The organism is Streptomyces sp. Y309 (assembly GCF_056712025.1).
The window spans coordinates 292108-314868 of sequence record NZ_JBWYAE010000004.1 but is presented as its reverse complement, the minus strand read 5'-3'; the positions used below and the strand labels follow the sequence as shown (position 1 = coordinate 314868).

Here is a 22761-nt window from a genome sequence, read left to right as displayed (position 1 = left end):
TGCCGTGGGGGCTCATGCAGTCCCACGCGGTAGCGGTAAACAGGAATGCCGCCGAAATGCACACGCAGCTCGCCCCACCGGCACCGGGAACGTGCGGCGAGGGCGGGGTCGCCAAGTGCCTCCCCGAGTCGGTAAACTTCCAGCCGGCCGAGGGCGTAGTTCTGGATGGAAAGGGGGGCGCATATACAGTCCAGCAGACCAACAATCCATCGACCGGTGGCCTTTGGTGGGTGGGGAATCTGGCAGACCCTGAAGTTGACCCACCCCATGTGCTGAAAGATGCTTGGATCAACGGTGGCGCTCTGCTCGGAAATCACCTGTATACGGTGAGGATCGACCCCGGGCTGTGGATGGCAACGGTAGATGGCGAGAAGGTAGGCAGTTTCAGCCAGGTACACCAGGAAAAGTTCAATCTCCCTTCCTTCAGCGTAACCCTAGGACTGGGAGACGATAACGTCAATGCATACGTGACCACAGATTCGGGCGTTTATCGAATTAACCGGCTGACTGGGGACAATGCCAAGATCGGCCCTGCCTTTAAGGCCCGGGGGCTGGCCCTGGACAGCACGGGACGCTATGCATACGTAACCAACTTTGCAGTTTCGGGCGATTACGGGACCGGCCTTTACCGAATCGACCTCAAAAGCCCGAACAGTGCGCCGCCGCTCCTGATTCACGAAATTCCGAATGCCTGGGGTGTGGCGCTGGCCCCCGACGGAAAGCATGCCTACGTCACCCAGGCCAGCGGCGTAGCAGATGATGTCCACTATTCCTGGCAAACTCCGAATGGTCAGCTGGCCACTGAGGGCGGGGTGTGGCGAGTGGATCTGATGGACCGTTCATCAAGTAAGGCCGCAGATATCCCAACTGCTGGCGAGATTCACCTGGACCCCGTATCAGGCGCTGGGTACGTGGGAACACAGAACGGGCTCTTCAGGCTAAAGGGCCTGCACAAGCCGACCCCTTAGGGAGCTTCCCTGCGGAGACGTGGCCGGACAGTCGTTCGACCAGTCGGGACTGGACCGGATCCCGGGGGAGTCCTTCCATAGCCTAAGAATCGACAGCGGGGCGCGATCAGCCGTCAGCGCAGTTGCGTCCCTAAGGCACTTCCCCGATGAGACTGGCACTGGTAACCGGGAACCCGCAGCGTTGGTGCCGCCCGTAATCTTCTGGCATGCACTGCGATGTCCTTTCCATTCGATGAGTATCTACTTCTCAACGCGTGTATCTTATCCCGCCCCGTAACGCATGAAAGGTTTTTGGTTCCAGTGATTTCTCGTAGCGTCAACACGCGATCAGTGCAGATCGCGGTCGGAATGCTGGCAACGCTGAGTATCTCCAGCGGACTCCTATTGCATCCGGGATTTATGCCCGAAGCTCAGGCATCGACACTGGCTACGGGCTCGAAGGCTCGCGCACTGAACGCGGAACCAAAGATGTGCGGCGATGAAGGTGTGTCGAAGTGCCTCCCACAATGGATGAACTACAAAATGGGCCAGGGAGTGGCACTGGACGGGAAGGGAAATGCCTACCAGAACCAAAACGGCCAGGGGAATAACGGCGGAGTTTCTTGGGTGGAGAACCTAGAAGCCCCTCACCCGAATCCTCCATACAAAAGCCGCGTTGATTCTACTGAGCACATTGCCCTGAATGACGACAACCTCTATGCGGCCGGTTACGGTGGACTTTGGGCGGCACCTGTAGCAGGTTCGACTGTCGGCAGCTTCACACAGCTTCCCCTGTTCCGCGCGCTCTCAAGGGGCGTAGTTTTCGACAAGAGTGGCGAAAACGCCTACGTGGCGGCAGAGGGCGGGCTTTACCGAGTAGACAAGACTTCGGGGGAAAACACCCGACTAGGTCCTCCGATTCACGGCGCCGGGGTAGCGCTGGATCGCACAGGGAAATACGCATATGTAACTAATTTTGCAGCAATGGAGGGACACGGAGCCGGCCTCTACCGGATCGATCTTTCTCCCGGCGCGGAAGGAGCATGGGAACTAATTGCTTCCATTCCGCACGCCCGAGGGGTGGCGCTGGACAGTGACGGTAAATACGCGTATGTGACCCAACTTGATGAGGCGGCTTCTGATGGTGGGGTGTGGCGCGTAGGCCTGCAAGAAATCTCATCGGTCAAGGCGGCAGACATCCCCGGTGCCAGCCAAATTACACTGACCGAGTCCGGCACTGCATATGTAGCGACAGAAAAGGGACTTCTTAAGCTGGACGGAATCGCATCCACTCCTGCCCCGGATATCAAGGGGGTGGATTTGTTTATCGAAGCACCTAAGGATCGAGAGGTTTTGCCGGGGGCTTCGGCACCGTTCGAGGTGCCGTACGGGTTCGGGAATGCGGGGCAGGCGCCATCGGGAGCGGTGGTGGAGCTGCACGCGATCAACGACAGCGAGTTCGACCGCGTCCCGGACGGATGCGTGGAGGTGGCGCCCGAGCATGCGCGCTGTGAACTGGCATCGGTGCCGGCGTCGGGGAAGCTGTCGGGGGTGCTGAAGTATCACGGAACGAAGCCGCTGGGCGTGCCGAAGCCGGCACTGCACATGGAGATTTCACCGGTTGCGGGCGAACGTGATCTCAATGCCGACAACAACAAGGCGGACTGGTCAGTGACACCTACTGATGAATCCGATGTCTATCTGCGCCCGGCCGACGTGGAGCCCCCCGCGCAGCGTGGGGAGACGGAGTGGGTGAAAATGCAGGGAGGCTATCGGCGGGGCCAGCCCAACGGGGCGGTGATCACTTTCACCGCGAAGCCACAGGCTGGGTTCACGCTGGGCGAGAAGATCAAGCGGGCCGGGTCCACCGACAGTGGTTGTGTGGTAAGGAGTGAGACGATCGCCGTGTGTGACTGGGACGCGGAGGAGCTGACCAAGGCACCTCAGCCCTTCACCCTCGAGATCCCTGTGAAGGTGGCCGACACGGCCGCGGTAGGCGACCCCATTCCGGTCTTCGATTACAAGATGAACCCCACGAAGGGCACCGACCCCTTTGTGCGGGATCCCAACCAGAGCAATGACCGGGGCACCGTCAGCGTGCAGGTGATGGATAGGCCCACAAATTAGGCGCAGGTGCTCGCTCGCGCACAACTGGGTCCGGATCCCGGCGGCGAGGCCTCTCGGTCGCACCCGGCTCCGCCGCTCCCTTCCGCCTGGAGTTTCGGATACACCCCCATGGATCAGGCGATATCGGCGGCCTTGGCGCTGTGGCGCAAGGCCGGTGCAGTGCCTGATCCAGGCAAGATCCTGCTCGATGTGTGGTTCTGGCCGTCGTGCTGGGCGGTGACTGCCTGGCGGATGTGGGCATGTTGCGGGCCAAGCCGTCGGTGTATGGGTCGGTGGCCTCCGGACCAACGGTGTCCTGGTCGCTCGATACGCTGGTGTCGGGCGGGCAGCGGGCTCTGGCCGCGATCCGGCTGCCCGTGTTCAAGTTCTTGAATACGTCTGGACGTTGGCTGGCAAGGCTGCGCCCTATACCTGCGGCTCGGTGGTCGTGGACCTGAACGGGATACTGCTGCTCGCGCATTCCGACAAGCAGGATGCGACCGCGACCTGGCAGAAGCTCTTCGGGCACCATCCGCTGATGGGTTCGTCGATCATGGCCGCGGTGGGGCGGGCGAGTCCGCCTGCGCCCACCTGGCGCCACCGCCGGTCCGCCAGCCCCGTCCGTGAATGTCGGCACGTGGCCAATGCGACCTAGGTCGTAACCGCTTCCTCGCTGTACTGCCAGCACATCTTTGCAACCAGGGAAATAGACATGGTTCCTAAAGTCGTCACACTCGCCACGCTTGTGGTGTTGGCCACAACGGCGGCTTCCTCGACGCCCGCATGGGAACCCAACAAAGCGGACACACGACCATCCGGAACTTCATCGCCATCCAGGACGGCACGCACTTCTGAAGCTTGGGCGTGGACCCAGTTGACCAGCCGCGGCCCTGAGATCCGTTACGTATCCACCAATACGAAGGCCAGCAAGAAGTTGAAATGTCCCACTGTACGCTTCAGGTTGCGACAGACGGGATATCTGAGCGAAGCGATGCGTCGCGTGAGCAAGCCCAAGCAGGTTCCGATTGTCTGCGAGGTAGGGGTACATCCCAAGGCCTCGCGTGCGGTGCTTGACCAGCCCAAGGGCCAGGTAGCCACACTGCATCCCGCAGGCGGTCAGCTCCCGTTGCCAAACTGGACTTCCAGCACGCGTCCAGGCAAGATCGCCGTCATCGGGGATACCGGCTGCCGTGTCCAAGGCGAACCGGAACTCATTCAAGACTGCGCGGACCACGACAACGGCTGGCCTTTCTCGAAGGTCGCGACCAGCGTTGCCACCGTGACAAGACCGGATCTCGTAGTGCACGTCGGTGACTATTTCTACCGAAAGGACCCGAGCAAGGCAAATGACAAGACACGCGGTTGCAGGACGATCGCCGATGCAGCCAGTTGGGACTGTCTCGTGGCCGAGTTCTTCCGGCCTGCCGAAAAGCTATTAGCTCAGGCACCGATCGCGTTGGCCCGAGGGAACCACGAGGACTGTGATGAAACAAGCGAGTGGCAAGGTGACACGGGCAGAACTTGGTTTCGCTACCTCGCCGACCGGCTCCGCAGTGACGGGTCGTGCAAGCCGTACACCGAGCCCGTGCTGATCCGAGCCGGGAGGCTGCACCTCGCCTCGGTAGACTCCGCACACGCTGATCCAGGCGACGCAGGAGACACAAATCAGAGCGAGGTGCAGACCTATAAAGAGCAGTTCAACGCCGTGAATCGGTACGCACAGCAGCATCCCGCCTACGACTACTTCGTGTTCACACACAAGCCACTGTGGACGGTCAGCAGCACCAGTCCGACGAAATGGCTGACTCCCGTCCTTGACGCAGCCGTTGACCAAAGCGATCTGGGACGTCTGGCGCGCAACGTGCGACTGGTGCTATCGGGTCATCGCCACCTGTACCAGATGCTCGATTTCAACTCCTCCCGCCCGCCCCAGGTAACTGTTGGTTCCTCCGGCACGTCACTGCACCACAGCCTGGACGACAGCAAAATCCACAACATGCAAGTTGGCACGCCGCCACAGCGCATTCACCAGTCCGCCACGCATGCCGTGTTCGGATACGCGGACCTTCAGTACATCGACGGCACCTGGGCCCTCGCCTTCCGTGACCAGCGCGGTAAAGTAAAGGGCAATTCCTGCATGTTGAGCCATAGTCTGTCAAAGAAATCGTTCGCGTGCTCTCCTGTATCGCGGGGTGGAATGCGCTAATCAGGTGGGTGACGTGACGAAGCTCCTCATCGTTGGTGTGGTGATCTCAATGAGCTTCTTCAGTGGTGCCGCTCCGGGGTGAGGACGGCTTTGACGAGTGGCTTGAGCCGATGGGACTGCAGCGTGACGGAAGATGCCCCGCTGCTGGAGCCGGGCGAGAGCACGCTCGACTGGGCTTCGCAGTCGGGAGTGCGCCTTGTTGATGTCCGCCTCGCAGGCAGTGAGGTCGCGCCCGCAATGCCGTTTGAATGGGGCACAGCAAGTTCCGTCGGGGTCGGTGACGGCCTGGATGCTCACCCCCGTGCCGGCAAGCCTTGCCGGAGTAGTCGGCCCGGCACGATCGCCGACCGCGCCGCACTCGGCGATCGCGCCGTCCACGAGCACGTACTCGGACTTCGCCCGGCGTAGAGCGCGGTCAGGGACGGGGCCTTGGCGGCGAGGTGTTCGGTGACGCCGCGTACGTAGGTGTGGGCGGTGGCCTCGCTCATGTCGAACCCGGCTGCGAGCTTCGCGAGGGTGTGTGCCCGCGCAGGTGGATCAGAGCCACCAGGGACCGCTGCGACGGAGCTTGCAGCAGCGGTCCGACAAGCCGAAACGGGCCGCCGGAGAATCCGGCGACTCACCATGAAAGATCGAAGCTAAAGCCCCCGGCCCTCGTTGAGAGCCCCCGTCACCGCGACGGTGACTCACCCACAAATGCTCTCTGCCCTTAACAACCCTCAACATTCCACAGTGCGCTCCCCCGAGATGATCCCGCCGAGCGGCACAACGCTTACGCACCATCGGGACGGGAACAACGGGAACGGTGGGAACAACGGGAGCATGTGAGATCTCCCCCATCCACCCGATCACCACAAATGACGCTCTGACTTACCACGTTCCCGTGGTCCTCAACACCGATGTGTCAACTTAACGGCTGATCTGCCAGGTTCGGATGGCTACTTGTCGGCTCGAGACGAGTCGGCCTTCAAAAGCGATCTGGAAGGCGTTCCGTTCAGCGACGTCTTCCAGCGCATGGTTCACCGCCTGCGACCATTGCCAGTCGAGCGGAGCTGCGTCAGCGCCATGTGAACACACTTCAACGCGGTGGTCTCGCTGAAGGAGCTGAAGGAATGGCTTCGAGCGCGAACGGCCTGGCGGGTGCGGGTGTTCACGCTCATGGCGCTCTTTCGCGGGGCCGATCAGGTAGAAGGTTTCCTGGGCCAGTTGACGTCACCCACCAAGCGGGCGAGCGAGGCCCTGACGCCACGGGGGCCTGGTGGCCATGTGCGGCAGCCGTCCGTAGCCTCACCTGCCAGTACTGCATCGTAAGTTTCATAGCTGCCGTAGCCGTATCCCGTGCCCTTGCCGGCAGGGGCCATGCTGAAGACGGTGCCGAGGGTGCGCACACCCACCGTGTGCAGAGCGTCGGCGGCGGTACGGACCTGATCCCGCGAGGTCTTGCCGGCCCGTACGACCAACAGTGTGCCGTCTGTGAGAGGGGCGAGGCCCACGGTGTAGGCGACCGGGAGCAGCGGAGCGGTGTCTACGATAACCATGTCGTAGCGGCCAGCAAGTTCGTGCAGCACCTCGCCCATGCGATTGGAGGCGAGCAACTCGGTCGGGTTGGGTGGGATCGCACCGCTGGTGAGGACGGCGAGCCCGCCCGCGGTCTGCTGCATCACATCAGCGATGCCCACTTCGCCGATAAGTACGGTGGTCAACCCGACGTCCGGGACGAGCCCAAAGAAGCGGGCCACGCACGGCCTGTGCAGATCGGCGTCAACCAGGCAGGTGTTCACCCCGGCCTCGGTGAGCGACAGAGCGAGGTTGGCAGCGGTGCTCGTCTTGCCCTCACTCACCATCGAGCTGGTCACAGCGATCACCCGGGGTCGGTCGTCGACCTGGGCGAACTGCAGATTGGTGCGTAGCCTGCGGAAGGCCTCTGCACGCGGCGAGTATGCAGCGTCCCCGATGGCGAGCGGCTTTTCGAGGGCTGCTCTGTCATAGGGGATGGCAGCCAGCACTGGCACAGCGGTGAGCTCGCCCAGCGCATCCTGGGTCTTCAGCGTGGTATCGAGCGCCTCCCTCAGCACGGCCAGACCCGCGCCGAGTAAGAGTCCGCCGAGGATCCCTGCCCCATAGTTCAGAAGGGGCTTAGGCGTGACCGGCTTGGCGGGAGTGACCGCCTCCTCGGTAATGCTGAGCGAGACCGGTGCGTTCTCGAAACTTCCGGTCCTCTTGGGGGAGGGCAATTGGCCTGCCATGGCCCTGCCTCGCGGGCTCTCCAGCCTTTCGACGACGTCACGGAAGCGCCGGGCGACGGCGTTGGCGGTCTCGGCCACACGATGTGCGTTGGTGTCGCTGACCACAATGTCGATGAGAACGGTATCGAGCGGCACCGTCGCAGTGATCCGCGAGGCGAGGTGCTCCGGTGTGGTGGGCAACTTCAGCTTCCGGACCACCGGTTGAGTGACCTGGCGGGTAGCGACGATGGCGGCATACGACTGGACGCGGGCCTGCGAGAAGCTCTGCCCCTGGTTGAGCTGACCGTTGTCGGCGCCGGCCCGGGTAGCGACGAAGAGCTGGGTGCGGGCCTCGTACACGGGTGTGCTGGACGCGTTCACCCCCAAGGCAGCGATGGCACCGAGCAGCAGGCAGATGGCGACAACGAGCCACTGCCTGGCCATGGCCTGCAGGAATCCGCGGAGGTCCAACGTACGCTCCTTAACAAGGGCTTAGGGGTGCGTGAACAAGGGCTTAGGGGTGCGTGCGGTCAGGGGGTACGGGCGCGATAGTCGGCATAGGTGCGCGCGATCCCCTCGCGCAGGGTGATTTCAGGCTTCCAGCCCATGGCCTGGAGTCGGCCAGTGTCGAGGAGCTTGCGTGGAGTGCCGTCGGGGTGCAAGGTCTCCCAGTCGATCACGCCGCGGTAGCCGACTGTGCTTGCGATGAGGTCCGCGAGGTCGCTCAGCGCAATGTCCTCGCCCGTGCCGACGTTCACCGGGGTGTCGTCGTCGTAGTGCTCCAGCAGGAACAGGCAGGCCCTGGCGAAGTCGTCAACATGCAGAAATTCGCGACGCGGGGTTCCGGTCCCCCAGTGCGTGATCCTCGAGGCCCGTCTGATGTGCGCCTCGTGGGTGCGGCGCAGCATGGCGGGCAGGGCGTGGGATTTGCCGTAGTCGTAGGTGTCGCCGGGGCCGTAGAGGTTCGTGGGCATTGCCGAGATATACGGGAGTCTGTCCTGTCTGCGCAGCGCCTGGACTTGGAGGATGCCGCAGATCTTGGCGATGGCGTAGCTCTTGTTGGTGGGCTCGAGGGCCCCAGTCAGCAGGGCCGACTCGGGGATCGGCTGGGCGGCATGCTTGGGGTAGACGCAGCTGGAGCCGAGGAACAGCAGCCGCGGTACGCCGTGTTCACGAGCGGCGTCGAGGACGTTCAGCTGGATGCGGAGGTTGTCGGAGAGAAAGTCGACAGGGCGAGCTGCATTGGCCGCGATGCCGCCGACCCGGGCGGCGGCCAGCACGACGACGTCCGGGCGTCGCGCCGCATAGAGCCGCAGTACTGCTTCGCGATCGCGGAGGTCGGTCTCGGCGGAGGTGCTGAGCAGCAGGTCACCGAAGCCTTCCTGGGTGAAGTGCCGTACTAACGCAGAGCCGACGAGGCCCCGGTGTCCGGCGATGTGGACACGTGCCGTGCGGCTGAGAGTCACTGCCCGCACCTCCATGCGTTCGTTTGCACAATAAGTTCCGTTATGTTCGAGCAGCGACATTAGCCGGAAATGATGCAGTTTTCTGGATGCCCGAACCGAGGAGTCCCCACGTGGCAGCAGTTCACATTGCTGTTTTGATGACCAGTCACAATCGGCGCGAGACGACACTGTCCGCGCTCGATGCGCTCGCACGGCAACGGGATCTACCCGAGGGCGTCACGGTCACCACCTATCTAGTGGACGCGGGCAGTACAGACGGCACCCCGGCTGCCGTACACCGCAGGCACCCCGGCGTGCAGGTGACGAGGACGAGCGCCGATGTCTACTGGGGTCACGGCATGCGTATCGCCAGCCGCGCCAGCCACAGGGACGCCGTGCCCTGGACCCACCAGCTCTGGCTCAACGACGACGTCAAACTCGCCGACGACGCCCTATCGCTGCTTCTGGACACCGCCCGAAAGATGAGCGATCAAGTGGTGGTGGTCGGTGCAGTGCGCTCCGCCGATGGGACGCGCACCACGTACTCGGGGCGACGGCGTGCCTTCCGAGCGTTGTCATTGGTTGAGCCCACGGGCCGTCCCGAGCCTTGCGACACGTACAACGGCAATGTCGTGCTGATCCCTCGTCATGTGTACGAACGCGTCGGGGACATCGACCGCGTGTTTCGCCACGGGATGGGCGACTACGACCACGGCCACCGGGTGCGTCGCGCGGGCCTCGGAGCGTTCATCGCCTCCCACCACGTCGGCGTGTGCGAGGCGAAGCCCTCGCTCACCGGCTCGCGTGAGCCGGGCATCGGAGTGCGCGAGGCACTGCGTCGGGTCACCTCACAGCGTGAATTGCCGCCGCGTCAGTGGTGGCTGTATTGCCTGCGGCACACGTGGCCGTGGGCACCAGCACTGCTGATCTCGCCCTATGTGAAAACGGTGCTGCGCGCGGCGGCCGCACGATGAGTACCATCACGAATCCCGCCATCACAAGCCCGGCAGCGCCCCTGCGGCCAAATCGCGCTGTGCCTGCCGACGGGTCCTTCCTTCTCGCAGTCATTGGGTTCGGCTGCACCATCTCGGCGCTGTTCATCCCACACAGTTCGCATACCAGTTCGACTCACCCTGTGTACTTCCTCGATTCACGGTGGTCGCCGCTGGTCTCCCAGGGTCTGGTCGCACTCACCATCGCTGCGGCCACCGTGGTCGTGATCCGCCACACAGGGCGGGCCCCCATCCCTCCCTCCCTGCGGGCGCTGGCACTTGCCGCCGCCTGCTTCATCGCAGCCAGCTGTCTCTCCGCATCCCTCGGCGGCCACGGTGGCCTGGAGCCGCTCGCCCTCTTCCCTCTCCTCGTCCTCGGCGCGTTCCTCCGAGTGCTGCGCCGCCCCCTCGCGGAAATGCTGCCCTCACTACGTCTCGTGTTGCGCTGCTATCTGTGGGGCGGCCTCGCGGCACTGCTTATCGCCCCTTCCTGGGCAGCATTCACCCTCTGGGAAGAGGACGGACGCAACTATCTGGGGCTCGCCATTGGCCAGTTCATGGGCCTGGCTCCCAACCCCAATCTGCTGGGTCCAATCGCTGCGGCGGCCCTGGTGGTCGAGGTGACGCCGATCGCGCGGCGCCGGGGTTGGCAGCTACATGCCCTCGCAGCGCTCGCCTCTGTGACACTCACCCAGTCACGCACCAGCTGGATGTGCGCGGGTGCTGTCCTTCTGGTCAACGGATTCTGGAACCGCACCCCGGTGCGACGACAGCTGCTCGTTCTCAGCGGGGCCTGCGCCACCTCGGCCATACTTCTCTTCCCATCGGCGCAGTCAGGGCTGTCCGGCACCCTGGACAAGCTGCACCGCGACCTGTTCACAACCAGGGGAAGCGCGTGGGAACTGGCGTATGCGGAATTCCTCCAAAACCCCCTTCTCGGCTACGGCCCGAGCCTCTTCGCCCCCGAGTATCGACAGCAGGCCTTCGGGACCACAGACTCCTGGATCGGGCAAGCACACAACCAACTGTTCCAGACGCTCGGTGAGGCCGGACTCATCGGCCTCACCGGACTGCTGTTTCTGACGATCACTCTGATCGTTCGCGCCTGGCGCACACGCTCCGATAGCCATGGTCTGTCCTGCGCGCTGGTGGCGGTCCTCGTCCTGGACGGCGTCACGGAGTCACCACTGCGCAACCTTGGCGGTCTGTCCGGCCAACTACTCCTGGTATTACCGGTATGGATCGTGCTGAGCCATGCGGAGGAGAGGCAAAGAGTACGCCCTAAGGACGACCTCAACCTTGCCCATATTTGATGCCGTTTGCCCTACTCTCGCGCTATGGCTAGGAAAACCGCCCTGATTACGGGCATTACCGGACAGGACGGCTCCTATTTGGCCGAACTCCTGCTGTCTAAGGGCTACTTAGTGCACGGGCTGATCCGCCGCTCGTCCACTTTCGGCACCCAGCGGATCGAGCACCTCTACCAAGATCCGCACGAGCCTGATGCCCGGCTGCGCCTCCACTACGGCGACATCGCCGACGGCTCCCGCATCGTCACCTTGCTGGAGCGCATCCAACCGGACGAGGTCTACCATCTCGCCGCCCAGTCACACGTCCGCGTCTCCTTCGACGAGCCCGAGTTCACCGGCGCCACTACTGGCCTCGGCACCACCCGGCTCCTCGAAGCCATCCATATGACTAGGCTGCCCTGCCGCTTCTACCAGGCCTCAAGCTCCGAGATGTACGGTGCCACGCCACCGCCGCAGTCCGAGACCACCCCCTTCCACCCCCGTTCTCCGTACGCTGCGGCCAAGGCGTACGCCTACTGGGTCACGCGCAACTACCGTGAGGCGTACGGCATCCACGCCGTAAACGGCATCCTGTTCAATCACGAGTCACCGCGCCGTGGCGATACCTTCGTGACCCGCAAGATCGCCCGCGCGGCTGCCCGGATCGCATGTGGCGAGCAGAAGTTCTTGCACCTGGGCAATCTGGAGGCGCGGCGCGACTGGGGGTATGCGCCCGAGTACGTGGACGCCATGTGGCGGATGCTCCAGCGCGACGAGCCGGACGACTACGTCGTCGCCACCGGAACCAGTCACAGCGTCCGCGACTTCGTCGGCTTCTGCTTCCAGCACGCGGGCCTGGACTGGAAGCGGCATGTTCGCTTCGACGAGCGGTACTTACGGCCGTCCGAGGTGCCGGATCTGGTCGGCGACGCGTCAAAGGCAGAACGGGAGCTGGGGTGGCGGCCGCGGGTGCGTGCACCGGAGTTGGCACGCATCATGACAGACGCGGAGTTGGATGAGCGGGTACTGGAGGTGTTGTGAGCGCGCCCACGGTCCTGCATCTAGCGAATGGCCGCGAACCGCCCGGACCTCGGCTGAGCTTTGGAGCGGCGTTCCGTTCTCTCGCCACTGACGGCGTACTCGCTCATGTTCCACTTGTTCCTGACACGCTCATTGGTGCAGGTCGTGTGGCTGCGCTCACCGAGATCTACCGAGCCGCTGACCAAGCCGGCCCAGACCTTCTGTTCGTGCAGTCGCCCGGAAATTTTCCCTGGACGGACACGGACGTGGCCGAGCTCATCCGACGGCTCGGCACCCCACCGATCGTCCTGTGGGAAGGCGACGCCTGGGGCGGACGCAAGCGGGTCCTCCCGGCCATGAAAGCCTGGCTGAGACTGGCCAACACAGTCTTCACCACTGGGCTCGGAGAACAGGCCCGGGTACTCGGGCAGCACACTCATAGCCCCGTGCGCTATGTCCCGCAGACCGTTCCTCAACGCCTGTGTGATGCCCGTCCGGTGCCGTCAGCCACCGACACGACATACGACGTGCTGCACATCGGCAACTGCTTTGTGCGATTCGGCCTCCTTGAGCGCGTCGACGGGGCGCGGGCTCGCAAGCGGTTCGTCAAGGCGCTGCAGCGATTGCCCAACTGCCGATTCGCGGTGTACGGCAACGGCTGGCGTGGCCCTGGCACCCTAGGGCCCATCCCCTTCGACCAGCAGGTTCACGCTCTCCGCACCGCTCGGATCAGCGCCAACTGGGACCACTTCCCCGGCCGCGACGGCTACTTCTCCAACCGGCTGCCCATCAGCCTCTACGCGGGCCGACCGCATGTCACCACACGCCCGCTGCATGCTCACTGGCTGCCGGGACCCGAGTGCGGGCTGCACCTGGCGGACTCACCGCACGAGGCCGTCGATCTCGTGGCCGCGCTGCTTCGGTCCGATCCCGACGCGCTACACGCGGCGGGGCTCGCCGGACACGCGTGGGTACGTGATCGGCTGTCCACCCTCAATGCCCTGCGTCACATGCTCAGTTCACATCTGAACGTCCCCCCGCCCGACGTCCACCCGTGGCCGGAGCTCGCGTCCGCTCACTTGCGCACGCACACTCCGGCAGTGCCGTGAGCCGTCGAGCTCTGCGCGGATTCGGGTGGTCATCCGCAGGTTCCGTGGCCTCCGTCATCATCACGCTCGGATACGCCGGCGTTACGACGCGGCTCGTCTCCCCCAGCTCCTTCGGCCGGTATGCGCTCGCTACAACCGTCATCACGCTCTTCGGGCATATCGCCAACGCGGGCCTGACCACGTGTCTGCTGCGTGCCGACCGATTGACTCGGCCGCTGTTACACAGTGCCCTGACTGTCGCCGCGCTCACCGGTCTGAGCTGCTGCACCGCCGCTCAACTAACCGCATTGGTGATCCCAGCAGATGCGGAAACCCGGGCGCTGCTGCAGTTGCTCGCCTTCCAGCTGCTCTTCCAACCCGCCGCGTCGGCCAGTGTGGCCGCCTTGCGCCGGACCGACCGGCCGCGCGCGGCGACACTGCTGGAGACCAGTTCCCACGTCATGGGGTGTGCGGCAGGGCTCGCTCTGCTTGCTGAAGGCTGGAACCCATGGGGGCTCGCCCTAGTGGCGCCCACCGGCGCCCTGACCACCATTGCCAGTGCGCTGCCACTTCTTCGACCACAGTCCCTTCCGCACGGCCCCCCCGTCCCCACACGTGAGCTCCTGGGCCACTCCGGGTTCTTCGCCGGGTATGGACTCGTTCAGTCCGCCACCAACAACGCCCCTCTGTGGTGCTCCGCCGCATGGATCGGTCCTGCTGCCACCGGGTATCTCTCCCGGGCTTCCCTCAGCACCGGTGTTCTCCTCACCTCTGTGGCCCACGGCCTGCAGCACGCCGCTGCCCCGGTCCTTGCCGACGCCCGCTCCACGAGCGGCGGCACGCTGCCCCGGCAAGGGGTCCACGACCTGTTGTGCGTGACATCGGCCGCCGGCTTCATCGGTTTCGGGGCAGTCGCCGGAGCGGGGCCTGGTTGGCTGGGACTTCTCCTGGGACCAGGTTGGGAAACAGCTACAGCACTCGTTCCTGCGTGCGCCCTCGGCGCGGCCTGCGCACTGCTGTGCACGACCGGAAATTCCCTGGATCAGATCCGGCGCGCTCCGAGGGCCTCCGTCGCCTGCCAAGCCGCGGTGATCGCGGGCACCTGCGGCACTCTCGCTGTCGCTTCCCTCGCCCACAGCCTGACCGTACTTGCCCTGGCCTCAGTCTCACCCATCTTGGGCCACATCCTGCAGTTGAGCCGCTGGCAGCGAGGCGGCATCATTGCCGCCCGTCCGCTGCTGCGCGCCCACGCCGTCCACGCCGCGCTGGGTGCCATCCTGTTCACCGCAGGATGGTTGGCTGCAGCGGGCCGCCCGCCCGTCATGGCGGTGGTCTGCTCAACGGCTGCGGTGCTGCTCACAGCGTTGGCCTTCTGGCCACTGCGCCACTACCTCCCGGTGCACCAAGTGGCGGTGCGCCGAAGGCTGTTCACCTCCCGCCGCCAGGAGAACGCATGCACATCGGTCTCGCCGGCCCGGTAGACCTGGCCCCTCTGCGCTGCGTCCTGGGCGGCGACCCCCCTGCGGTCTACTCCGGTCCCTCCACCGGCTGGCTGGCTCGCACCTGGTGGGACCAGGGTCATCAGGTCACCATCTTCGCTCTCAGCGACCAGGTGACCGCTCGCCAGGAGTACGGCACCGGGCGACTGCGCCTGGTCGTTGTACCGCAGCGCTCCCGCGGCCGGGCCAGTGACCTCTTCCGCCTCGAGCGACAACAGCTGGCGGCCGCCCTGCGCGAACACCCCGTCGACGTGGTGAGCGCCCACTGGACGTATGAGTTCGCGCTCGCCGCCATCGCCAGCGGCCGCCCCGCCTACGTCACTGCCAGAGACACTCCGTTGCGTTACGCCTGGGAAATGCGCAGCACCTTCCGTTGGTTACGGCATTCTCTGGCCATCCCTGCGGTACATCGCGCAGACTTTCTCAGCGCCATCAGCCCCTATGTGGCCCGCCACTTGCGGAACTGCCTCGGTGCGCACCGGCCCATCACCGTGATCCCCAACGGCGTACGTCTGGATGCTCTGCCTGCCACGTCCGCACCCCTGCCCGGTGCAGCGCCGGTCTTCGCCACCGCCGCCCGTGGCTGGTCCCCGCACAAGAACACCCCTGCTGTCCTACGTGCCTTCGCTATCGTGCGCACAAGTATGCCCCGCGCCCGCCTGCTGCTGCTCGGTGACGACCACGGACCCGGCGGCCCCGCCTATACCTGGGCCAGGGCGCATCGCCTCACTCTGGGCGTGGAGTTCCTCGGTCCGCTGCCGCGGGCCGAGGCCTTAACAAGGATCGCCGCTGAGGCTCACGCCTTGGTCCATCCCTCTCGGGTAGAAGGCTTCTCTATGATCTGTGCGGAGGCCATGGGCATAGGACTGCCCGTTGTCGCCGGGCGGCGCAGCGGGGCGGTGCCCTGGGTGGTCAACGACGCCGGGCTGCTGGTGGACATCGGCCGACCGGACCAGGTCGCCAACGCGATGCTCAAACTTGGCCGGGATGACGCACTGCGCGCGGCCCTCGGAGCGGCGGGCAGCGAACGGGTCCGTAGGCACTTCTCACTGGACGATATCGCCTGTTTGTACACACGCTGGTTCAGCGCATCCACCCCCTCCGGTGAAGGAGGCTCCGGTGCCTGATGCTCCGCTCGTACTGCACATCAGTAACGAGTGCGCGGATCACGGACCCGAAAACCGTTTCGCCCGTGGCTTCGCCCAGCTGGCAGACCACGGAAATCTGCGGCACCTGTGCGTGGTACCTGCCGCCGAACCTGAAAAGCTCGCCAAGCTCGCCCAGGGGCCGCGGCCTGACCTGGTGTTCGTACAGTCGCCGCAGCCGGTGGCCTGGACAAAGCGGCAAGTCGCTGGGCTCCTGCGATCGCTTGGCTCACCGCCGGTGGTGGTTTGGGAAGGTGACGCCTGGGGTGGTCGGACCAAGCCCTTGCGCGCCCGCAATCTGGTGTGGATGCAACACGCCACCACGGTGTTCAGCGTGGCAGCCGGCGAGCAGGCCGCACGGCTGCAGCGGGCGTCGGGGCGGCCCGTGCGGTATGTCCCTCACGTCATGCCTCTGGTCTTCGCTCCTGAGGCGCCAGAACCCACAGAACCGTTCGGGGTGGTCCTGCTCGGCAAACGGCTCACATACTGTGGCATCGAGTTGATCCGTGACGATCGCCAACGTGTGGAACTGGTTCGCCGTTTGGCCGAGCTTCCGGGATGCAGCCTGTCCGTTTACGGAAGAGGCTGGCGGGGCCCGTACGCCCGTGGCCCCGTCCCCTTCTTCGAGCAACATACGGTGATGCAGCGAGCGTTGATCACTGTGGGCTGGGACCGCTACCGCACCTACTCGGGGTACTGCTCCGACAGGCTATCCATCGCGCTGGGGGCGGGGCGCGTCCATGTCACCTCACGCCAGCCGGGACTGGACTGGCTAGTGGGACACGACCACGGCCTGTACCTGACGGACACCCCTGACGAAGCAGTGGAGAGGGTGCGAGAGCTACTCGCCGCCGACCCTGCGGACCTTCTTGACCGGGCCGCCCGCGGCCGTGCCTGGGTCCTGGCTCATCTCACCGAATCCCATGCACTGCGCTACATGCTGGCGCCCTTCCTGCCGCTTCTGGCACCCGACGACGGTCCCTGGACCAGCTTCGCAGCGCCTCAGAACAGTGAGTCTGTCAAAGTCAGTAGGGTGTAGATCTTCCTGAGAACGCTGGTGATCAAGCTGCGAGTGTGTACTGCCCGTGCTCGACGGATCCGTAGATTCGGTGATGTTCACGCGCGAGGTGGTAGCGCCAGTGGGTGTCGAAATCGCCGTTGCTGATCAGTGCCCGGAGTTTGTTTGAGGACGGCTTCGGCGACGGCAAGTCCCCAGCGGGCGCCGGCGATGTCGAGCCGGTCACCGATGAGGTGGCGGCAGGCGCCCTCGGTCACTCCGGTGGCGATCGGTCAGTAGCTGCTTCTCCGGAGACAGCACTGACACCTCGTGTATCCCCAGCAGCCGTTGCCGCCCACTCGCATCGGCCCCTATGCCCTCACTCAGGACGAGCCGCACTCAAGCTCGCCTCCACCAGCTCCCGCGAACTCCTCGCTGTTCTCCGCATCATCGCGCTCCCGGCGCCCCGCCGCCACCGAGCGCGGGAGAAGACCGCGTATATCGCGGCGGATCTGCGGGTGCAGATCGCGCGAATGCGACTGATCTTGGGATGGCCATGTCTTGTTCACCGCAATGTGGAGGCGCCACCGGTCGTCCTGGACCGTTTGAGACTGGTTGACCAACCTCTGGTCGGCATTCGATTTGGAGACTAGGCCCGTTGGTGTGATCCGGCTATTTGAGTGCTGAGGGAAACAGCCCTGCGTGTCGACGTGCTGTTTGTCAGCTTAGTGATCACGATATTCGCACGGAGTGCTGCTCTTGCGGATTTCCAGCCCATGTAAAGGAAGCCAGTCATGCTGAAGAAGCTTCTCACGCTCGCGGCGGGCGTGTCGTTAGCTGCGGGTGTCACGGCGCCTGCCGCGTCCGCGGCAACGAAGCCCGATCCCGAGCGTAAGTACGTGCACGCCGACGTGAAGACGCAAGCGCGTAAGGCCGTGGATTTCCGAGCCACCTGCTGTCCCCCGGGGACGACGGGGGGCATCCAGGTCGGTAGCGGCGTCTGCGCCTGTTTCCCGCCGGCTGGAAACGGCATCCCGGGCCCTGCTGGACCGAAGGGCGACCCCGGACCGAAGGGCGACGCTGGACCCGCTGGGCCTGCTGGAGCGAAGGGCGACCCCGGGCAGAATGCGCAGATTCGACACGTGAGGGTTGAGACAAAGCACCACGCGAGACTCCCGGCCGGGCAAGCAACACCAGTCACCGCGACGTGCCCCGCCGGCACTGTGGTCATCGGGGGTGACTTCTTTGCACCGCATGGTGGTTACGCCACCGTCGTTCAGACGGAGACCAACCCGGCGTCGAATAGTTTCACTGGCAGGTTCTATGTGCCAGCAGGCCATTATGCCGACGCCTCGGTTTCCGCGAATTGTCTGCCCACCACGTGATCTTGGGTGGCAGCTCCACCACGCCCGTGCTCAACCAATGAGCGCGCGCCGTGAACCAGCACCCAGCCTCCGGGACAGCGTCATGCATCCATGGCCCGCCGATTCGGTGAGCCAGCACAGCGTGCGGGCCGCGTCGGCGACTAGAGCCCTGTCGCGGCCCAGTGTTATCGGGATGACGCAGACCGACGAGGGCGAGGAGGTGAGTGCCGTACGCACTGCGTCGGCTAAGGGGCGCCCTGGGGTGACGCTCACAGCCGCGCTGCCGCGTACCCTCCCCAGCATCGGTTGTCCCGGGCACCTGTCTTTGATCCAGGCGACGGCACAGCGTGGCCGGCACGGCGCACCTGTTCCAAAGCGCGTCGCCAAGACCGGCGACGTACGCGTGACCGTCTCGACTCCACCGTGTTCTGCGTCCGGATCGACTCCGAGCTCATCCTGTGTACTACAACCGGAGATCTTGAGGGTTGGTGATCGGCGGGATCGGCTGGTGGTGAGCCCAGGCTCATGGGCTGGGTGGGAGGGGGTCGCCGCGGCGGCGTAGTGGCTGACTTGGGCTCGGGTCTGATGGAGACGGCTCCAGAACTCGCAGGTCAGGATGGTCTCGATGGGGTGGTGGGGGTTGAGGTGGGTGGCGGCCAGGCAGTGCCGGATGGTGTGGACGGAGGGTCGCAGCAGCGGTCCGGGAATCAGCTGGTGGCCTCGCTCCCGGCCGCGGCCGGGGTCCTTTCCCGGGGCAGGATCCTTTTCCGGCTCGGGTTCGGGATAGACGGCGAGGAAGGCGGTGGCCAGCATGCAGGCGGTGACGTGCCGGTGCCAGGGTGTCCACTTGCGTACCTGGTACTGCGCGAGGCCGGCGAGTTGCTTGTTGATTTCGTTGTCTTCCTCGATCTGCCAGCGGCCGCCGGCCCGGGCGGTGATCGCTGAGACGGTGGTGTCGCCGAGCGCTGGATGAGGAAGTAGGCGATATCGCTGTGGAGTTGTCCGTCCTTGCCGCGCCGGTCGGGGTGCAGGGATCTGCGCAGGACCAGCCAGTGGCAGAAGCGCTCGGCCGGTCTCTCTTTCCTGGCCTCTACGGCGAACGCGTTCCAGTCGTAGAGCGGTTCGCCTTTGGCGCCGGAGCCGCCGGAGCGGCGCTCCCACTGGTCACGGACACAGGCGCAGTACAGGAGGTCCATCAGCGCGCGTTTCACCGCCGGGTGGCAGGGCTTGACCGGCGGGCCGTCCAACGGGAGATCGACCGGGACACCGAGCACGTTGTGCGGGGCCCGATCGTGGCAGAAGGCCCGCAGCTGCGGGTTTGCGTCCATAGCCGGCATCGGCCAGCACCCAGGAGAAGGCGACCTCGACGGCCAAAGCGTCCCCCAGCTTGGCGATGGCCAGCTCGGGCGTGGTCGCGAAACCGACCTCGTCGGGGACGCCGACCGCCCGGCACCGCTCACGGTCGGACGCCCACTCCTCGGGCAGGTACAGGCGCCGATCGATGAATGCATGTCCGGCTGCGGCCGCGTAGGTGAGCATCACCATGACCTGGCAGTTGTTGCACACGTCCCCAGTCAGTCCGCAGTGCTGGAGGGCCACCCCGACCGACTTCGTACCCTTCTTCTGGGCCTGGGTGTCGTCGATGACCAGCGACGCGTCCACATCGCCCAGGTGATCCACGGCGTAGTTACGCACCGCGTCCCGCAGCAGGCCGGCGTCCCACACCGACCCGTTCAACAACCACTGCATCCGGTCCGCCGTCGCATGCCCGGCCCGCTCCGACAGCGTCCAACCGTTCTTCTTCGGCAGCTCCGCCAGCAAGCCCTCGATGAAGTGCGCGAACACCACCCGCGGCTCCGGCCGGGTTGAACAGGCGCTCCAACGAGCCGGTCAGCTCGGTCAGTTCGTCACGGCACTCCGCTATCAGCTCAGCCGTTACATCCCGCATCATGCCCGGTTAACGACGACTCCCGGGCAACCTCACAAGATCTCCGGCTGTAGTACGTGGATGTCCACCTCTTGTGAGGCGGAGCGGGGACGGGCGTCTGGGGCTTGCTCACGGTGTAGCGGAAGGCTGAGGAGTCGGCGTGACGGGTCGCTGGGTAGAGCTCGCCTGTGCCGAGCAGGAGTTGCACCGTAAGGTTGAGGAAGGGTGAACCGGCCAAGGCTAGGCAGGAAGCCGCACGCGTACATACCTGTCATGCGACCAGCGCTGCGATCTCCGTCATCAACTCACCATCCGGCTCTGCCGCATTGAGGACGCCGGAGCAACGTTCGTGAATGGACATCCGATGCGAAAACGACCCGCAGCCGCGATGTGGATATAGCTCAGACGCGCTCAGGCGCCCACCGGGTCATGGCAGGACACCAGTTTGGTGCCGTCCGCGAAGGCAACCTCTAACTGGAGCAGCGGCAGCATGTCGCGTACACCAGGCAGCACATCGTTCGGGGACAGCACCTGCTCGCCGATCTTCACACACTCCGCGACGGTCCTGCCGTCTCGAGCGGCCTCCAGGATGTGCTTGCTGATCAGGGCACGCGCTTCACTGTAGTTGAGCTTGAGACCACGACTGCGCTGCTCGTTAGCAAGGTCCGCCAGGATGACGATCCACAGCCTCTCGGCCTCGCGGGGAACAAGCTTCATCACTTCTTCCTTAGGATCAAGGATGGTCTGGGGAGAGGTTCTGGGCACCGCGGGAACCGGGCGTGGCCTCGCGGCTCTCCTGGGATCTCCGACCGCTCATTAAGATCTGCGGACTGTCTCTGGTTAAGGAACTGACGGCGGAGTAGCTCACGGGCATCCTCTGCCCCTACCGAAACTTCGGGAGAGTCGAGATGATCAAGTGGACACTGCTGCGGCTGAGCGGCCCGTTCCGGGACGGCATCGACGCGTGCAGGACTGCGCACCATATGGCCTTGCGGCACTCAAGGATATTGTCAAGCGGATGTTGAGTTGGCACTTCTCAAAATGGTGACGATGGTCCTCATCGCGCCGAGGAGAGATCAGACGTGCAAGCCCGGTCCGCTGACCGGGAGTGGCACCTTAACTGCCTGCACAAACACGGCACCTGCGAATGACTCGCTGCCGGATCCGGCGTCGGTATGGCCACGACGTGGCGCTACGTGAATGACACGATCGAGCGGCTTGTCGCCTTTACGTCTTCGCCGCGAAGGCGTAAACCCTGCAGGTCGACCTGGAGCTGCTCGGCACCCAAGGGTCATCGACTCCAAGTCATTGTCCGACGTCGTGGCCCGTAACCAGGCCGTCTTCGCAGGCGTTGAAGGATGGATCCTCGCCCTCGCCTCGATCGTGTCGCGCAGGTCAGCCATCGGGCTGCGCCCTCAAGAAGGTCATGAGGGCGCAGGAGCCGCGCTACGCCCGCATGACGGGCATCAGCCGAACGCACTACGTGTAGCGCTTCCTCCGGGGCCGACACCGCGCACACTCACATAATCGCGCGCATTCACATATGCTGGCCCGCAATGAAGACTGCAACGAAGGGAAGCTTATGACTCACGACAGAAATGATCCCAGTGGCGAGCGACAGTCTGCTAGCTCACGGCGCAAATGAGTTTATATGAAGATCTGGGAAGCTATTGCGATCGTCGTGGCAGCCGCCGCTGTGTTCCTGGTGATCCGAACGTCGAGCAGGAAGAAGGGATGACGCAGCAGCTAGAAGCGTCTTACACCGCCCGCCCGCGGTAGGCCCCTGCCATTTCCTCTAGCGCGGCTATCCAACTCTGGGCAGGAGAAGGTCCTGGGTCCATGGTTCTGACATGCCCCTGCGGCCGACAGGCGTTGCGCGGATACGAAGGCTGGTCGAGCAGCAACGATAGCCCCGAATCACACTACCCTTTCGCCTCCACGATGTAAGAATGGACCTGAATTGACGTCAGAGAAATTGGTAGGAATCGCACTCATGATCGCATGGCTCATTGTCGGCACACTCCTGATTGTCGCGGCAGTGTTCAAGTGGATGGCGTGGGACGTCGATAACCGGTCTTCGATGCGCAGCATCGATAGATACTGATCCAATATGTATGACTGAATCTTCGGAAGACAGCATCTCCATTCATCGCTCTTATCATGGGCTAACGCAGTGATCAGGGATTGCAGGCGATGTTGTCAACCGTGTGGACAGGACGTGGCTGGTGAAGTGGATTAAGTCGGCGGCATTGTCGACGAAGAATCGTCGAAGAACAGTGGGCCCGAACGTCCCTCTGCGCAGGCAGGGTTAGTAGTGCGTCTCGTCGGCGTGCAAATGTTGAGATTGAAGTGCCGGCCGTGGTGCGGCCGTGCCCCGTTCAGTGATCCGCCACCATGCGCTTCAGTCCTTTGCTGTCATTTGCGCTAGTGCCCGAGGCGCCCACAACCAGAGGCATTCCGTTGGCAGTGCGCAGAAGGGGTCGTTTCACCGCCCGTCGGGGATCTCGCGGT

At 64.4% G+C, this 22761-nt stretch carries 15 protein-coding genes and 3 pseudogenes; 12 read left to right on the top strand and 6 right to left on the bottom strand.

The features are described from left to right. The first annotated feature begins 56 nt into the window (after positions 1-56). The 4 genes and pseudogenes from AC0KTA_RS41650 to AC0KTA_RS41635 all read left to right on the top strand — a co-directional run bounded on the left by AC0KTA_RS41650 (position 57) and on the right by AC0KTA_RS41635 (position 5259). The gene (locus AC0KTA_RS41650; RefSeq protein WP_481057137.1) at positions 57-968 is read left to right on the top strand and encodes a YncE family protein; all 912 of its coding nucleotides are present in this window, start codon (positions 57-59) and stop codon (positions 966-968) included. Between the two features lie 330 nt (positions 969-1298). Beyond that, on the top strand, positions 1299-3074 hold the full coding sequence (locus AC0KTA_RS41645) for a YncE family protein (protein WP_481057136.1): 1776 nt from the start codon (positions 1299-1301) through the stop codon (positions 3072-3074). A 102-nt stretch (positions 3075-3176) separates the two neighbouring features. Beyond that, positions 3177-3653 (top strand): annotated as a pseudogene (locus AC0KTA_RS41640) (transposase); the annotation flags it as partial. Positions 3654-4044: 391 nt separating this feature from the next. Next, positions 4045-5259, top strand: a complete 1215-nt coding sequence (locus tag AC0KTA_RS41635; RefSeq protein WP_481057213.1) for a metallophosphoesterase family protein — start codon at positions 4045-4047, stop codon at positions 5257-5259. Positions 5260-6168: 909 nt separating this feature from the next. Here AC0KTA_RS41635 and AC0KTA_RS41630 read toward each other — a convergent pair. From AC0KTA_RS41630 to AC0KTA_RS41620, 3 genes and pseudogenes are all read right to left on the bottom strand, one after another. Continuing rightward, positions 6169-6416: pseudogene (locus AC0KTA_RS41630) on the bottom strand (hypothetical protein); the annotation flags it as partial. 24 nt (positions 6417-6440) lie between these two features. Further along, positions 6441-7955: a tyrosine-protein kinase domain-containing protein gene (locus AC0KTA_RS41625; protein ID WP_481057135.1), complete on the bottom strand. Its 1515-nt coding sequence runs from the start codon at positions 7953-7955 to the stop codon at positions 6441-6443. A 59-nt stretch (positions 7956-8014) separates the two neighbouring features. Then, on the bottom strand, positions 8015-8965 hold the full coding sequence (locus tag AC0KTA_RS41620) for a GDP-L-fucose synthase family protein (protein ID WP_481057212.1): 951 nt from the start codon (positions 8963-8965) through the stop codon (positions 8015-8017). A 95-nt stretch (positions 8966-9060) separates the two neighbouring features. Between AC0KTA_RS41620 and AC0KTA_RS41615 the strand changes: the two genes are divergently transcribed. From AC0KTA_RS41615 to AC0KTA_RS41585, 7 genes are all read left to right on the top strand, one after another. Then, positions 9061-9903, top strand: coding sequence for a glycosyltransferase family 2 protein (locus AC0KTA_RS41615; protein ID WP_481057134.1), 843 nt, complete (start codon positions 9061-9063; stop codon positions 9901-9903). A 161-nt stretch (positions 9904-10064) separates the two neighbouring features. Further along, positions 10065-11234 carry an O-antigen ligase family protein gene (locus AC0KTA_RS41610; RefSeq protein WP_481057133.1) on the top strand — a complete coding sequence of 390 codons (1170 nt, stop codon included), beginning with the start codon at positions 10065-10067 and terminating at the stop codon, positions 11232-11234. 24 nt (positions 11235-11258) lie between these two features. Beyond that, complete coding sequence (gmd, locus tag AC0KTA_RS41605; RefSeq protein WP_481057132.1) at positions 11259-12251, top strand: GDP-mannose 4,6-dehydratase; 993 nt, start codon at positions 11259-11261, stop codon at positions 12249-12251. A 245-nt stretch (positions 12252-12496) separates the two neighbouring features. Next, the gene (locus AC0KTA_RS41600; RefSeq protein ID WP_481057131.1) at positions 12497-13339 is read left to right on the top strand and encodes a glycosyltransferase family protein; all 843 of its coding nucleotides are present in this window, start codon (positions 12497-12499) and stop codon (positions 13337-13339) included. Then, positions 13285-14799: an oligosaccharide flippase family protein gene (locus AC0KTA_RS41595; RefSeq protein WP_481057130.1), complete on the top strand. Its 1515-nt coding sequence runs from the start codon at positions 13285-13287 to the stop codon at positions 14797-14799. Before AC0KTA_RS41600 ends, AC0KTA_RS41595 begins: the two co-directional genes overlap by 55 nt. Next, positions 14772-15944 carry a glycosyltransferase family 4 protein gene (locus tag AC0KTA_RS41590; protein WP_481057129.1) on the top strand — a complete coding sequence of 391 codons (1173 nt, stop codon included), beginning with the start codon at positions 14772-14774 and terminating at the stop codon, positions 15942-15944. Before AC0KTA_RS41595 ends, AC0KTA_RS41590 begins: the two co-directional genes overlap by 28 nt. Further along, entirely contained in the window at positions 15937-17001 is a 1065-nt protein-coding gene (locus AC0KTA_RS41585) for a glycosyltransferase family protein (protein WP_481057128.1), read from the top strand. Before AC0KTA_RS41590 ends, AC0KTA_RS41585 begins: the two co-directional genes overlap by 8 nt. Positions 17002-17023: 22 nt before the next feature. Here AC0KTA_RS41585 and AC0KTA_RS41580 read toward each other — a convergent pair. Then, a pseudogene (locus tag AC0KTA_RS41580) lies at positions 17024-17252 on the bottom strand (ISKra4 family transposase); the annotation flags it as partial. 1596 nt (positions 17253-18848) lie between these two features. Between AC0KTA_RS41580 and AC0KTA_RS41575 the strand changes: the two are divergent. Beyond that, complete coding sequence (locus AC0KTA_RS41575; RefSeq protein ID WP_481057127.1) at positions 18849-19268, top strand: hypothetical protein; 420 nt, start codon at positions 18849-18851, stop codon at positions 19266-19268. A gap of 219 nt (positions 19269-19487) precedes the next feature. Here the strand turns inward: AC0KTA_RS41575 and AC0KTA_RS41570 are convergent, their stop codons facing one another. Beyond that, positions 19488-20171, bottom strand: coding sequence for an IS701 family transposase (locus AC0KTA_RS41570; protein WP_481057126.1), 684 nt, complete (start codon positions 20169-20171; stop codon positions 19488-19490). Positions 20172-20661: 490 nt separating this feature from the next. Further along, positions 20662-20967 carry an urease subunit gamma gene (gene ureA, locus AC0KTA_RS41565; protein ID WP_481057125.1) on the bottom strand — a complete coding sequence of 102 codons (306 nt, stop codon included), beginning with the start codon at positions 20965-20967 and terminating at the stop codon, positions 20662-20664. Between the last annotated feature and the right edge of the window lie 1794 nt (positions 20968-22761).